General features: G+C 31.1%; 9 protein-coding genes. 1 reads left to right on the forward strand and 8 read right to left on the reverse strand.

From position 1 onward, the window contains the following. Positions 1 to 535 precede the first annotated feature (535 nt). Positions 536 to 748 (forward strand): hypothetical protein, encoded by a 213-nt coding sequence (locus AC4G3K_RS01965; protein WP_491132282.1) that lies wholly within the window; start codon positions 536 to 538, stop codon positions 746 to 748. Between the two features lie 3 nt (positions 749 to 751). Here AC4G3K_RS01965 and AC4G3K_RS01970 read toward each other — a convergent pair whose 3' ends face one another. The 8 genes from AC4G3K_RS01970 to AC4G3K_RS02005 form a co-directional block, all read right to left on the reverse strand. Continuing rightward, entirely contained in the window at positions 752 to 1,723 is a 972-nt protein-coding gene (locus AC4G3K_RS01970) for a hypothetical protein (protein ID WP_491132283.1), read from the reverse strand. 18 nt (positions 1,724 to 1,741) lie between these two features. Continuing rightward, positions 1,742 to 2,434, reverse strand: a complete 693-nt coding sequence (locus AC4G3K_RS01975; protein WP_491132649.1) for a DNA/RNA nuclease SfsA — start codon at positions 2,432 to 2,434, stop codon at positions 1,742 to 1,744. Positions 2,435 to 2,522: 88 nt separating this feature from the next. Then, the gene (locus AC4G3K_RS01980; protein WP_491132284.1) at positions 2,523 to 7,208 is read right to left on the reverse strand and encodes an FtsK/SpoIIIE domain-containing protein; all 4,686 of its coding nucleotides are present in this window, start codon (positions 7,206 to 7,208) and stop codon (positions 2,523 to 2,525) included. A gap of 10 nt (positions 7,209 to 7,218) precedes the next feature. Continuing rightward, entirely contained in the window at positions 7,219 to 8,682 is a 1,464-nt protein-coding gene (locus AC4G3K_RS01985) for a hypothetical protein (protein WP_491132285.1), read from the reverse strand. Positions 8,683 to 8,687: 5 nt separating this feature from the next. Beyond that, positions 8,688 to 10,250 carry an ATP-binding protein gene (locus tag AC4G3K_RS01990; RefSeq protein ID WP_491132286.1) on the reverse strand — a complete coding sequence of 521 codons (1,563 nt, stop codon included), beginning with the start codon at positions 10,248 to 10,250 and terminating at the stop codon, positions 8,688 to 8,690. An 18-nt stretch (positions 10,251 to 10,268) separates the two neighbouring features. Continuing rightward, entirely contained in the window at positions 10,269 to 12,344 is a 2,076-nt protein-coding gene (locus tag AC4G3K_RS01995; protein WP_491132287.1) for a Druantia anti-phage system protein DruA, read from the reverse strand. A gap of 318 nt (positions 12,345 to 12,662) precedes the next feature. After that, positions 12,663 to 15,101 (reverse strand): DEAD/DEAH box helicase family protein, encoded by a 2,439-nt coding sequence (locus AC4G3K_RS02000; protein WP_491132288.1) that lies wholly within the window; start codon positions 15,099 to 15,101, stop codon positions 12,663 to 12,665. Continuing rightward, the gene (locus AC4G3K_RS02005; protein ID WP_491132289.1) at positions 15,098 to 15,421 is read right to left on the reverse strand and encodes a pyrophosphohydrolase domain-containing protein; all 324 of its coding nucleotides are present in this window, start codon (positions 15,419 to 15,421) and stop codon (positions 15,098 to 15,100) included. Before AC4G3K_RS02005 ends, AC4G3K_RS02000 begins: the two co-directional genes overlap by 4 nt. Positions 15,422 to 15,487 lie beyond the last annotated feature (66 nt).

The raw sequence follows: 15,487 nt of genomic DNA on the forward strand, positions 1-15,487 counted from the left end.
TATTAGAACTGTTAATTACTTCAGTGATTTTCATTATAGGGCTCTTCATCCTCACAATTATACTACAAAAAAGTTTTTATATGTAAAATTTTCTAGCTTCTTCTATGCTAAATATCTGAAATTAGATTTAACATCATGTTTATTTTATCCCTTAATCAAAAAAGTTAAAAAATTGTTCAGGAGGACATTCCCCTTCCCTAACAAGTATGTACTCGTAATGCATTTTGACAAAAACCTCTACCTAAGTAATAAGACAATAATATACTCTCACTGAGGAATAAATACTCCTTTAATATCGTGTGTCCTCTAATTCACCAATAATTTGATTTATTACTAGATTCAAAAATTATAATAGATAAAATTAATTGAAAAAAACTGGAAATCCATTTAAGTATTCTCCAGCTTTAATTTTTTCTTTTACCACAAACAATATCCGACACTTAACAAATCTTGTTTCAATAATTAAATCAGTTTTTTCTTAGGGGAGTTTAAGTTATACTTAAGTTATGAATTAATACTAATGAGGTGATTTCAAATGTCAAAAAAAGTAGGCCAACCTATTAAACTTGAAGAAAAACAAAGAAAATATACATTTCCTAATAACCAAATAGTTATATTAACAGACGTAATTGAGTTAATTGTTAGTGAATCAGGTAACCACAGAGTCAAAACAAAAGATAAAAAACTTCATATTATACCTAATGGATGGATACACATTGAAATTGAGAGTGAAGATTGGACTGTATAACCCTTATTTTTTATTAAAAAAAACATATAAGTATGTGGTTATTAACCCTAGTAATATAACTGGAATAATTGTATACCAATTATTTATTGTGTCTGTTCTTAAGATAAATATTATTATACTAGCAGAAAAGCTTCCAAGAGTTGTAAGACCTCCAAATAACCACTTCTTATATGGTTTTCTAATTATATCAAGATCTAGGTTAACATTAAATTCCTTATTTTCCTCATATTCAGTCGTAAAATTCAGATAAGTTCTTAACTGATTATATTCTATAAACTTTGTAAAAATATCAAGATAAGAAGAATCTATTTTAGTTCCAATTTTTGACCTACCATTATGATGAATAACATCATCATCATATCCAATTTTAATTTCATTTTTCCCCTCTGTTATATCATAGAAGAATAGTCTAAAAGAATATCTTCCTTCCTCTTTAACCACTACCCGGCTTCTAAACTTATCACTATTATTAACAAAAATCTTTTTATCTCCATCCCATATACTCTCTATATGGAAAAACAACACATCTTTCGGAAAATAATTCTCTACTTTTTTTATCAGATCAATCCATCTTGTTTTTTTTAGTGATTTTATAGGAACTTTTGTAAGAAACGAACCTTTTGTCCTCTCTTCAATTAAGTCAATATCTTCTTTAGAGCAATCTTTAAATTCGCCTAAACTTAGGTAAAAATTCACTTTATTTAGATCCTTAATTATTTCGATATCAACTATAGTACATTCTCTAATTGGTATAAGTTGGTTCTGGTTTTCACTTTTATAATAGTAAAAAATCATTGCTTCTTCACCAGTTAACACTTCATTATTTTCTATTATATCCCTAAGATTACTATCTAGATCTGATAATTTATAACGAAACGGAATAATATATCCTTTTGGTAAAGCTATTGATCTATATATATCTTCTAAATACAAATCTCGATAATTCGAACTTAAAAAGATTATCTTATTTTTCATATTTCCCCCTATGTTATTCTAATAAGTTATCTTTATCTCACGTACAATTTCAAATTCTCCATTTATATACTCCATTGACAATCCTTTAAGTTTCATTCCGTTTTTAACACAACTCATAATTTTCTTATAAAATGTCTCGTCCTTTTTATTTAAGATTATTTCCTTAGTTATAGAACTTAAACTTACTATATAATACTCAATTGAATAACCGGATCTTATCAATGATTCCAATTGATCAAGTTGTATAGTTGCACGTTCGGACTTTACAAGAGGGAAAACACTTGAACGCCTTGTAGAAATAAGACCTTTTATTTCAATTATTGTATTAACATGATTATCTTGATTAATATTTATTAAATCAGCTTTATAACCATTAACTTTATATTCTCTTTTTATACAAAATTGTTCTTCTTTTCCCAACATTTCCCTTACTAAGTATGAAGAAACAATATCATTTACCATATTTAAATTTAATAAAACATATTTATTATAATATTTTACAGCATATAATGAGTATTTTGTTCTACAACCCTTAGACCTATTTAATTTTAATAATACGTTTTTCCCTTTCAAATTAATATAATTTTCCAACCGCGAAGAACTTGGAACATAGCATTCCTTTATTTCCCCATTAATTAAAACATCACATAAAAATCTATTTTTGCTTTCTCTGATAAATTCTCCCGTTAAAAATAAAGTATCCGTATACATTAACAATTTCAAGCTCCTCTAAATCAAACAGTTATTATTGTCTATAAAGCCCTTTAGGTTTTCTCCTAAAAGGCTTTATTTATTATTATTAATTTAGATACTTTTTATCTAGATACTCTTGAAGTTGGTCTTCACTTATAAATAATCCTTGAAGCCTTCTTAAGTTACCATTAAGGGAATACAACATATCTCCTTTTCCAAGTAAATCCTCTGCTCCTGAAGCATCAAGAATTGTTCTAGAATCTTGATTGGCTGGTAAACTAAAGGAAATCCTCGTTGGTACATTAGCCTTTAGTCTAGATGTTACTATATCGGCACTAGGTCGTTGGGTTGCTATCACCAAATGTATTCCAACATTTCTAGATCTTTGTGCTAGCCTTATCATATTCCTTTCAAATTCCTCTTTGTTACCTTCTAGATCAGCAACAGATACTAAATCTGCATATTCATCAATAATAACTAATATTGGCTTTAAATGATTGTCTGGATTATTTAAATTATAGGTAAAAATATCTCTGTTTCTAGATTGTCTAAGTAGATCTGTTCTTCTAGGCAACTCATTTTCAACTAGATCATTTAAAATTTCCACCGCATCCTCCGCCTCAATAATGACTTCTCCATTTCTTAAATGCGGGAGCCCTTCAAAGAAAATAAAATCAGTTTGTTTAGGATCAACTATTACAAGTTCTAATTCATTCTCATTATATTGGGATATAAGGCTAACAATTATACTATATAAAAATATCGTCTTTCCGGAACCTGTTGAACCTGCTGTAAGGAGATGCGGTGCTTTTGCTATGTTTAAAAACTCTATCTCACCACTAGGATCCTGACCCAAAATAACATTTAAGTTTCCAACATCGTTTTTAGGTAAAATATCTAAAAAGTTCAGTAAACTCACCGACTCAGTTTCTTCTCTGGGAACATCTACATAGATATAATTAGTACCACGTTCATTGTCTATTAAGATCTCATTGGTTGCCTCAATTTCCCTAGCTATATCGGAACGAACTCTTAAAATTTTCTGAAGTGTTTCTCCTGGACGTAACCTTACTCTAAAGCGTACAAATCTAGAAGCAATAAGGGCTTTTGTTGGATCAACTTCCTGAACATCTATTGAGAAGTCCTTCATTGCCCTTTTGATAGCAATCGCGGTTGTTTCTATGAATTTTTTCAAATCATCATCTTGTGTTTCATTATTAGCAGTTCCTATGACGACAGTAGTATCTTCATCATTTGATGAGTAGTTACTTGCACTCTCTTTTTCATTATGATGATTAATCGTTTTTTCAGACTTTCCAATATTTATCTCAATAAGTTTGTCTTGTACCTTTTCCTTTGTTTGATCTATTCCTATATCTGTCGTTGTATGTTTTCCCACTGTTTTTTCTTCTGTAAAACTTTTAGTATCTGTATCAGTACTTTGAATATTTACTACTTGGATATCCCTATCATTTTGACAGTTTGATAAAATATTATCAATTACATCATCTTTAATTTCATATAATACTATGTCTTTTTCAGATACACATTTTATACCTTCCTTATTTGTTTGACCCTGAACGTTGAAGCAGACATGATAAAGACTTAATTTAATATTTACTTTAATATTTCCTGAAAAAAGATCATTAATAAAACTTGTCCACATCTTCTTTTTTGATTTATTTAATCCTAAGCTATGAAGAACCTTAAATATCTGATATCTTAATAGTTCTCTTCTTGAAACACTAGTTATTTTATCAGATTCAAAGAATATTTCGTGGATAATTTTGTAAACAGAATTTAATTGTTCAATAGCTTCTCCTTTAATTTCATTTATCTCTGTACCATCTTCAAATACTATGTTATCAACTGTATATGCTTTATAGGTTTTTACCTCTATAATTTCTATCTCAGCTTGAGATTCATTAACCCTTTTTATTCCTATTAAATCAGAAATTGTATTTTCATCTCTCTCACTTAACCATTTTCTTGCTAAATCAGCATCAAGACTCGCTAAGATACTATCTTGATTCATTTGCTTATACCAGAAAGAAGAAATGGCAGTACCTATAGCACCTTTACTATGATTTTGATCAAATGCTTGATTTGTAGATAAGGATGCTATATTTAATATACCTTTTTCATTTAAGGATTGTATTTCTTTTAATACTAATTCTAAACAACTAGCCTTAGGGTCATAGTTACCTATTTCTCTTATTATGCTATCAATACCACTAGTAAGTTTAGCCCAACTTTTAGAATAAACTCCTACTTCTCTATAAGATCCTGATTGATAGTAAATACAATTTTCCGATCCAATTGTACTTAATTCAAAATTTTTTAAATTTGAATCCGCTATGACAAGCCATTCCGATGCGCTAACTATTTTTTCAAGTATGTCTTTTATACTTTCTGTATTCGCTATTACAGTATTGTGCCACCCTCTAGGCCTATCATTTAACCTGGCAACTAACTCATGATGATCAGAAAAAATATTGCCATCAGATGATGGAATTATTTCTAAACGATCTGTCATAGGATCATATTGAAACACCTTTGGTACACACAAAGGATGAATTCTTAGATTTAGTCTGCTTTCAGTTTTCACTTCACTTACTGTTCTTTTACTTGGATCGAATAGAACTACCAAATGGTATTGCATTGGTTTAAACTTTGTCACCAATTTTTCTAAATCATATGTTTTTGAATGAATTCTCAAACTAAATGCATTACTTTCTCCAAACAATGATAATAAACTTTCATCAACTTTTTCAAGGTTTGTCCAGTGCTGCGATGTCTCCTTTGTTTTAAATAAGTCTACATGCGCTCCTCTTAACGTATGGTTATTAATTTGATCTTTTAATAATTCAAGCACACTTTTTGAGTCTGGAGGATTTATAAATGCAATTCTCAAGCCATTTTTACTATGGGGATATAAACTAATGAACTTGGTTATTGTTTTTTTGACCGGATCTAACCCATCAGATACTTGGTTAACCTGTTGTTCACTGGAGTATATTGGCATTCTACCAACCTTTCCAACCTCTGCTATAACCTCATCTTTTGAATTAGAAATTATGCTACTAATGAATACAGTGATTAATGGGTTTGGAATATCGTCAGTAGCTCGTATTAAAAACTCCTTATCTAATTCACTTAGATTAGAAGAGGTCTCACGTAGTCTTCTTGTTAATTCAACATACTTCCATAGATAAAGAGGGTTTAATGGGGATAAAATTGAATGGTATTTTTCTCCCCCAAGAATATAAATCATATCAAGTGTATTAACTGTTGCAACTAATTCTTTTGTACCTGGTGCACTATATGATGAAAACTTATTAAAGTTACTCCTTAATACCTTTATAAAAAGTGTATAGGAATCTATATAGTCGATCAAATTATTATAAGTCTCATCAGACTCTACAATCTTCAATATAGGTGAATCAGCTAATCTATATGCATATTTAGAAATTGATTTTCTTTTTTGAATAAATGAGTCAAATAATGCTAAAACTTCTGTAGCTTCCTCGTTAAATTCCTCAGTTAATAACTGAAGCTTTTCTCTTATTTTTTCAATATAGTCTTCGCTAAATTGATATATCTTATTTTTACTTATAGAATTCAACACATCTGTAGGGGTTTTTGCTTCTGTCCTTATAATTCCTCCAAAAGAATCCTCACCTATAAATGCATTAATAAGGTTGAAAATTTCTGGAATAAAATCCACCTTTGATTGAATCCCATTTTCTGTCCCAACTGTAATCGTCTCTTTCTTTCCTTTTTCCCAGACCTTAAAATGCTCTTCTATTTGTTCCAAAATATCTTTAATTTGTTCCCCTTCACGCTCAATTATTAGGTCTACACCGACTGAATCAGGGTTAGTAGGAGTTTTAGTTTTCGGTTGATCTTCTTTACCTTTTTTCTCCTCTTCACGTTTCCCTCCTTTTTTTCGATCCTTTTTCTGTTTATTTACATTAGTTAATAAATTTATTACCTCTTTTAAAGTTAGGTCTTTTAAATTTTCATTAGAGCGCGTCTTGTAAAAAGCTAATATATTTGCTCTTATTTTTGTTCCACCTGTAATTTCACTTGATTGTAAAGCTCTTTGATCACCTTTATCTAGTTGGCGAAGACGCTGGACAATTCTGTGGTTTTCAATCAGTTTACTCCTTATACTTTCGATATTGGTGCTCTCAAAGAGTGATTCATCGATTAATAAACCTAACCTAAAAAATTGATAAACAGACTGCTTGGGTATATCCTCGCTTAATTGAATTAAATATTGATAATAATCCACTAATCTTTCTAATGATATAATACTTCTAATACTATTATGCCTAAAAGACTTCCATAGTCTTACAATATTATTATTAATTAATTTGAATTCTTCTTGAGCTATATCACACAAAGAATTATATAGCTCATTGATTTCTACTTTTTCAAACCATAATAATGAAGATAATTTAGGAACAAACCTTTTAACTATAACAACTCTCGTAGAAGTAATATCTTTGTTATGCCTAAACTTCTCTGCCTCTTCGACAGTATAGTATATTTCTGAAATTGACCCAAAAATACGCTTTAATTCCTGTTGCTCATCTTGAGTGAATCCAACGAAAAAAATATACGGTTTCTTTAAATCTTTTTCATTTACTTTTGATAATAATGTATCTATAAAAATTTCATAGCTATAACTAGGTAAGTCCATAAGTATAATTCCATGTGCTTCATTTCTTATCTTATTAACAACTGTACCAGCAAGCAACTCAGCTATTATACTTTGAATTGACATTATACTCCCCCTAAACACTTAGTATTGTTACACCATCTGCGTACCTTCTTGCATATCCCATGGATATATATATATCAGCTATTTTTTCAGCATTTATTGTCAATCCACCTGCTAAATCGCCAGGAATGTTTTGACTAAGGTTCCATCGAGCTAACTGTTTTAGATCATCATCTGGATTAGCACCAATAATAATCCCATAATGTTCCCACAGTCTCTTTCCATACTCAGATAGTTGAACTTTTTCACCTTTCTTTATAAGACTAAGGAGAATGATTTCAAGAATAATTGGGTCTGGTGAAAACCTCTTTCTACCTCTTCCTCCAGCTCTAGGTGCTAACAAACCAATTTTCCCCCCTAATGCAGAGATAAACATTGATGGATCAGTTGAGTAAACATCAGAAAATATTAAAAACCTAGTTGCTTTTATGAATGAATCAAAAACATTTTTATTCTGCTCATAGAATCCCATAAATAGCTTTTTATAATCTTCTCTTTTTTTGTCCTCAGAAGTAATGTTTTTCTTTTTACTACTGTCGGCTAATGGAGTCTCTTCAATTTTCTCCAAAACTTCTTCTATAGAAAGCATGTGATATTGTTCTTCTCTAAAAATTAGTTCTAATGATTTCTCAAAATACTCTTCTATCCCAAGTCTAGAAAGTAAAAGTGTCTCCTGGCTTGCAACCTTTATAGTCTCATGCTTTCCATCTGCATCAAAAAGTAAAGGAATTCTATCTTCTTCTTTGTATTTTTCTGAAATATCAAGCACTCTAGAGGATAAGTGAATTATTATTGCAAAGCAGGAAAATAACACTATTCTTTCTAAAAAAATTAATTTATTTCTTTTTTCACTTTCATTCGATGCGATGGTATCAAAAGCTTCTCTTAACCTTAATTCTATCCCTGATAGAACTATATCGCTGTCATTTAAACTGAATCCTTTACTTAATGAACTATCTATGCTTACTAGTGGCTGCGCTAGTCTACTAATTTCATCATCTTCGTTATTAAGATGTTCCTTTATCAATTTTAGGCAAGGTGAGGCTTTACCATTTATTTTAGTATTTAATATCTTATACAAAAACTCAGGGATTCCAAATTCATTTTGAACAGCTTTAGTTACTTGAGATTTAGAAGCAATTGTCAACGTAGAAAATTTCAAACTGGGCGTAGCAGCATTGTCTGCATTAAATATTAATTCAATAAAGTATCTTAGCTCGTTTAGCTCTTCCAAGGTAATGTCTTGGTCTAAAACATCTTCATATTCTTTTTTTATTTTCTCAGCTGTATTCACTTCTTTTCCTTGACTAAATCTCTTAGACCATTCATTTAATGATTTTATATTATATTCTTCTCCTATAACATGCCGAAAAAGACCATTCGCTATATGCACTGGTTTTATTTGGTTAGAAACCGGTTCATATCCAATATGTTCAAGAACTTCCTTGCTATATCTTTTAAGTCTGTTGTTAGTCAATTTACTCACCCACGTTTTGGTTGATATTTATTATCTCTAATAGATAATTTATAAGAATAACTATTGGCCATGTCTCTAATAGTGAATTCATTTGATCGAATCCTGCTTTGGAATGATGCAAGTTCATTCATAAATCGATAAAGTTTAAATTTGTAATTGTCGGGTACTATTTGAGGAGGATATCCTTCACTTATAAGATATAGCATCCTATATAATTTAAGATCTATTTTTAGATCAACTGCTTCCTTATATTCCCTTGGACCATAAACTCTGAAAATAAAATGGTCTGGAGCATACTCTATGGTTTTAAGGTAGTCCGGAAGACCAGGTACTAACAGAACAATATCATTTAGAGAAAAACTCTTATTTGATATTGCTACTTCTGGATGATTCCTAAGTTCATATTTATGTGTAATCCAAACTTTTAATTTTTCATCCTCAATTTCGTCCGGATTAAAGAATCTATTAATTGCTAATACGACCTGCTTTATCATATCTAATTCCCTATCACTTGCTTGCCTTAATAAGTCAAAAAAAGCAGTATATTCTGTTGGGATTAATTTAAACAAATCATCCCCTTGCTTATTTTCAAAGAAGAACTTCCTTTTTATTGAAATAAATAATTCATTTGCTTCTTCTTCAGTCTTAGCATCGATAGGGTTCTTTGAAGGTGGGTCAAATATCCATCCTTCTTTCAGCGTACCATTCCATAGACCTTCATCAATTTCTGGATGAGAAAAATGATACGGATCAAATTGTTTAATATTTTCAAACAATTCATTCTCTCCATTAAACATTAAATTAAAATATTTATAATCTTCTTCCTTCCTATTTTCACAATTTAATCCAGCAGTAATAATAAAGGAAAAGAATCCTAATATATCTCTCATTACAACATGTGTTCCAGTATTCCCAAGCATACTTAAAACTTTTATTAGCCTTTCTTGAACTGTTGTGTTTCTTAGTGCATGGAGGTTATATGGTGCATCACATTTATTATTGGACTTACAATCACTACATACATTGCTAATTTCAATAATTCTATTTAAAGAATTGGCCAATACTTCCTTTTTTAATAGATTTCTACTATTCAAATCTAAAATTATTACTTTTGAACTTCCGTTATCTACTTTTACATCATTGTTATAAATCACAGAATTATCCTTAAGTTCCAGTATTTCTTTATAATAAGGAAACCGTTCTTTTAATTGATCTAACATAGAAATTAGTGGATATTCATTAACAGCTATTATACAAGGTCTATCCTTATTAATTGCTTCATTTAAATTATCGAGAAATACCTCATAATCTTCGACCTCATTTATATCAAGTTCAACAAAAGCATCATTTGCATCTAATAATTCCTTTAAAGATCTAATTAAATGAGTTTTCCCATCACCTGGATTACCAGTCAAAAGTATAAATTTTTTCTTTTTGATATACTCTTTCAGAATATTTTCTGCAGCCGTTTCTACATGTATCTTCTTAATATCTTCCTCTTCAAAAACTTCAGCATAACTATTTCTATTGTTGTAAATTTTTGAGATAAAATCCATACTAAAATTCAATTAAACATCCTCCCCTCGTTAAATATAACTGCTAAGTAAAATAGACTCCTTCTTAAAACTAGAAATCCGACCTATCAAGTCCACATTATCGAGTCTATTTAATAGCCAGCGTTTTCTCCAATAGTTGATTATTTCTTCAGTATACTTATCCTCATTACCATCTAAAGGAAAATAATAGTTTAATTTATCTTCTTCCCCAGTTAAATATTCTTTAGAATTGGATGCTAATTCAATTCCATAAACAATCCTCTTAGTATGATGTTTTATGAATTGTTCTGGGATACCTAGGCTAGATAATCCAGTCCTCATTAATCTCATTCTCGGACTAGTTCCCTCACCAAAAACGTTATTTATTCTTCTTCCGCCTTCAATCTCATAGAGCATTTTATTAATCAATGTACTAGTTTGATTTGTAAAAAAGACTGAGCCAAATCCTTCTGTTTCACCTAATTTTTTGTATTCTAATTTACCATTAATTGCAGGTAATTTAATTCTGTTATATTGACTACTCCCCATATGATATAAAGAAGTAGTACCTAAAAATGCTAGTTGCGAATCTCTAACAACCTCTTCTCCCTTCATTCTCGAAGCAATTTCACTTACTTGACATGCATACCGTTGATTATAATCTCTAACTACTGATGGACTTATAGCTAACATACTTACTAACTTTCCACCCAGCAATTCATTATAAGGCGGGATAGATCCACAAACAATTATTTCCATTATATTTGAACCAATCTTCCTTTTACGGTTAGCTTGTAGCGCTATGTTTAGCACTTTGCCACCTTTATAGGATATCAATTTCTTAAGTATCTCAACTGGATTATTAAAATCTTTTTCTAATTGTTGAATGATTAATTTGGAACTAAGAAGTTTAGATAGTTCTTGAGCCCTCTTCTTTTTAAATAAGGGCGATTGAGACTCTAGTTGCCAATCCACGTTTCCAGTCGTTCTTTTATTATTAAATTGATTTCCCCTTAAGTATTCAACTAATTTTTCGAGTCTCATGATTACTTCTTCACTAGGATTAGTTATTTCATCTAAAGTTATGAGACCTTCAATATTAATTTCATTAATTGCCTCAATCAAGAATTTCTTGACATTCATGAGTATTTTTCTACTTTCTTCATTCACTCTGTCTTCAAACTCTTGTACTGTCTCAAGAGGAGTAACTTTTTTCACATTTCTAGTTAAGCCCATTTCCCCTTTCAACATGATTTCAAATTCCTCCACATGTTCCTTTATTTTCAATTTTTGTTTAATGCTATCTAACGTCCATCCAATGTAATTGTCTCTTTTTGTTAAATGTAGAACTGTATTTCCGAGCGCAGTAATACCAATAATTGGATGAAATGGTTGAGCGGCATCTCTTATTAGATAGAACATTTTCCTTCCTGGAGTAGATTTGTATGGAATAGACCATGTATATCTAAAATATCTCCATATATCCATTAACTTATATCCAGTGAATGAACACCTTTCATTGGTTACTAACTGTAGATACGGTGATATCACTGTTTTTGATATTTCATCTCGTTTATTAATATCTTTTTCTTCACTTATCTTTCTTAACCCTTGGCTTAACAGATTACTGTCACCTATTAGAAAAGTAATGTCAATTTCTTTGTCTTTATATCGTTTCTTCTTTTCCATTCTTCTTATAAATTTTTCTACACTGTCTATTTTGAGTTGCACATTTCGTTCAGTCTGAAGTTGACGTCTTAGAAAAATTTTACTGTCATTGTTAGTTGAATTGGGTGGAGCGAGTTCTATAAGATTATCCACTCTTAATCTTATTCTCCAACCTTGTGCTAGTAGATCTCTTAGTACTGATAATGCAGACAAAAATCTAAGTCCCTCTAAAGGATTATCGTTATTTATTATTAATTTCTGATTCTCATTTAAAATTTCACCAAGTTTTATTGTTCTTCCATTAGGAAATTCCTCTAAAATCTCTTTTACTATTTTTAAAAATTTCATCTTATATGAATCTGCAAGAATCGGGTTAAATATAGTAAATTCATCATTATCATTGTTATCTTCTTTTAAATACTCATTATTTGTTTCCTGTATTATATTATAATTAAACATTTATTTATCCCTCCATAAAACAAACATACATTCCCTTAATATTCTACACATTTCTATGTCTATTATAAAGGAGAAAGAAAACTAACAAAGATCACTCACTATTATTATATAGTAAAAAAATATCTTTTTTTATAAATAGTTACATTTACCCAAAAAATAACAAACCATTATGATGCCATCAAAAAAAAAGACGGCACACAGGATATTCATTACCCTCTTTACCGTCTAAAATTGAAATAGCCAACACATTAGAAGTTTACTTTGTCTTTTAAAAATCAATACGATACTACTTTCCAGGTGTTTTGAATGTACATCTAATCACCAATAATTTTTCTTCTCAAAATAAACCTGCAACCTATAATCACAAATTTCTTTTGTAAACTCATACACCTTTCTTTGTTCTTTTTTATCTATATCAAACAGCAGAGAAAAAATTCCTTCTTCAAATTCAATTAGCCCTTTCGAACTCCCGCTCCACTTTCTCATTGGCATTTTTTCAATTAGTGAAGCAACTTTTCCTTCATCATAATTCCATAAAACTTTTGTAGTTTTATCATTAAAATCGATGTGTTTTCGGTAATCTTTTTCAGTTAAATAATAATGAAAAAAGGGAGCAGCTTCTTTGGCATTGATTGGTTTCATCCATTCATTCGGGCCTCTTTGCAGCATGGATAACAACAAGACCATCTTATAGCTTTTTGACATGCCCGTTGACTCCACTTCATAAAACCAATTGGCATATTGATCGAACACTTCTGTTTCTTCATCAGTCAGTTCATCAGCCCACTTTAAAAAGGAAAAATACGATTTAAACTCCTGTTTAAACAACTTGCTGTCTTCAGAACCGTGCATATGCATTTCTATATAAGTTGGTCTTTTTCCGAGTTCTGTTTTCACTTGTAGATAGCTATTCAGTAGCAGTTCTTTTCTCGGCATTTTCTTTTTAGCCAGCTCATCTATTAGCCTTTTTGCTTCAAGTTCGATATGCATTTCACAACCATTTGGTAATACAGGCAACTGCTTATACTTTTTACTTTTAGCATCCTGCGGCAAATAAAACATGGACTGCTTAATATCTGCATTTCGATAGTTGGCGATTAAATCAATGATGACACAATAATTTTTTCCATTAGCCAGACGGAGGCCTCGACCGATTTGCTGTGTAAAAACAGTTAAAGATTCTGTTGGCCGTGCGAATAACAAAGTATCCACTTTTGGTATATCGACACCTTCATTAAATAAGTTAACTGTCATGATAGCATCCAAATCTCCATCATTTAATTGTCTGATTGCTCTTTCACGCAATCCGGCTGGTGAATGAGAATGTAAACTTACTGTGCGGTACCCTCGTTTATTAAAGTAGTTGGTTAAGAAATCTGCTTGTACGATACTGGAACAGAAGGCCAATGTTCTTGTTTGCTTATATTGTTCCCATGCATCTAATATTTTTTCTGCAATACTTTCTTTTAGCTGAGCCTCAGCGAGCTGTTCAGCATCATATTTAGTGCCTAACCATCTGATTTGTGAATAATCTGTTTCATCATAGATTCCGTAATAATGAAAAGGAGAAAGCCATTCTTTTTGAACCGCTTCAATAAACTCTATCCGATATGCTACGTTTCCATCACAAATCGCATAGATATCTCTATAATCATTCCGATCTGGTGTGGCCGTAATGCCAAGCAAGAAGTTTGGTTGAAAATAGTCCAGTACCTTTTGATAGGAATGAGCCGCCGCATGATGAAATTCATCCACAATGATTAAATCAAATTCATCGGGTGAAAATATCTCTAAATGCTTTTTCCTGCTTAAAGTTTGTATAGAAGCAAATAGTACATCCGCTTCCGGATTTTTTTCTTTTCCATTATAAATACCGGTTGTTACATTCGGAATCACATTTTTAAACGATAAGGATGCCTGGTTTAAGATTTCCTCCAAGTGGGCAATAAACAAAATCCGTTTGAATTGCTTTGCAAAAAAGGCTGCCAAGTAGGTTTTACCAAGACCAGTCGCCATCACAATCATTGCTTTGTCATAGCCTTCTTCCTGTATTTTCTGTAATTCTTCCAGTGCAGGCTTCTGGGCAAAACGAGGAGAAATGGCTATATATACTTCAGGTGGTTCAATGACTTGTCCATGAGTAGCTGTTGGTGGTTCATTTTTCTGGTCTTCTGCAGGTAAGGTTAATTCGATTTCCTCCTGCATTGTCCATTTATTCTGCAACTGAGGATTCTGTTTATGAAACTCTATATAATCAGCTTCATATTTTTGCACAGTTATGTCATTCAGTGGTACGGTAGCTGGATTATGAAAAATATCAAGAAATTCTTTGATAACTGCATCCAGTACACTATCCTCTGCCTGACTGGGAACCGCCAGATTCCATTCCACACCTTTTGTTAACGCAGACTTAGACATATTTGAACTGCCTATATAAAAGATACCTTCTTGTTCATTTTCAAAAATATAGGCTTTGGGATGAAAGGATTTTCCTTCGCTCTTCCAAATTCTCGTTTCAATTTCCGGATGAATTCCCTTCAATCGTTTTAATGCTTCCGGTTGTGTAATATATAGATAATCACCCGTACAAATTTTAATATCGGCACCGTTTTCTGCCGCTTCTTTCAAAAGCGGTTCCAACAGCTTAACACCGGAATTCATAATAAAGGATGTGAGGATATAACAGGATTTCGCCTGGCTGATACTCTGTTTAAGATGGTCTATTAAATCATGTGTGATTAATTGAACCTTGCTCAATCTTCAACCTCAATTAAGAAAATTTTATCCTCGAATCCACCGCGTTTTGCTGCTTTTTTCACACGTACCTCTTCCACCTTATCAATATCAGCTCCATGGCATTTGCTTAATGCATGCATGATTTCCAGCAAATCAGCAAGCTCATCTATAGCACTCTCATCATCCTTCGCATCCAAATACTCCTGTAGCTCTTCCTGACTTTTCTTTCTTAATTCCTTAATATATTCTTCATTATCTAAAACTCTCGTCGAGAATGTTTTACCTGTTTCTTCTATTATATTTGGGATTAAATCACGGACTAGTTTGTTGTGTATAGGCATAGTCAATTACTCCAATCAAAAAATTATATTATAAATAATATCATTTAATTAATCTATACGGGATTC

It is taken from the genome of Bacillus sp. z26 (assembly GCF_058313635.1).

Bases quoted from the DNA above. Each gene is read 5' to 3' on its own strand.
- AC4G3K_RS01965 (WP_491132282.1), top strand. From the start codon at position 536: ATGTCAAAAAAAGTAGGCCAACCTATTAAACTTGAAGAAAAACAAAGA.
- AC4G3K_RS01970 (WP_491132283.1), bottom strand. From the start codon at position 1,723: ATGAAAAATAAGATAATCTTTTTAAGTTCGAATTATCGAGATTTGTAT.
- AC4G3K_RS01975 (WP_491132649.1), bottom strand. From the start codon at position 2,434: ATGTATACGGATACTTTATTTTTAACGGGAGAATTTATCAGAGAAAGC.
- AC4G3K_RS01980 (WP_491132284.1), bottom strand. From the start codon at position 7,208: ATGTCAATTCAAAGTATAATAGCTGAGTTGCTTGCTGGTACAGTTGTT.
- AC4G3K_RS01995 (WP_491132287.1), bottom strand. From the start codon at position 12,344: ATGTTTAATTATAATATAATACAGGAAACAAATAATGAGTATTTAAAA.
- AC4G3K_RS02005 (WP_491132289.1), bottom strand. From the start codon at position 15,421: ATGCCTATACACAACAAACTAGTCCGTGATTTAATCCCAAATATAATA.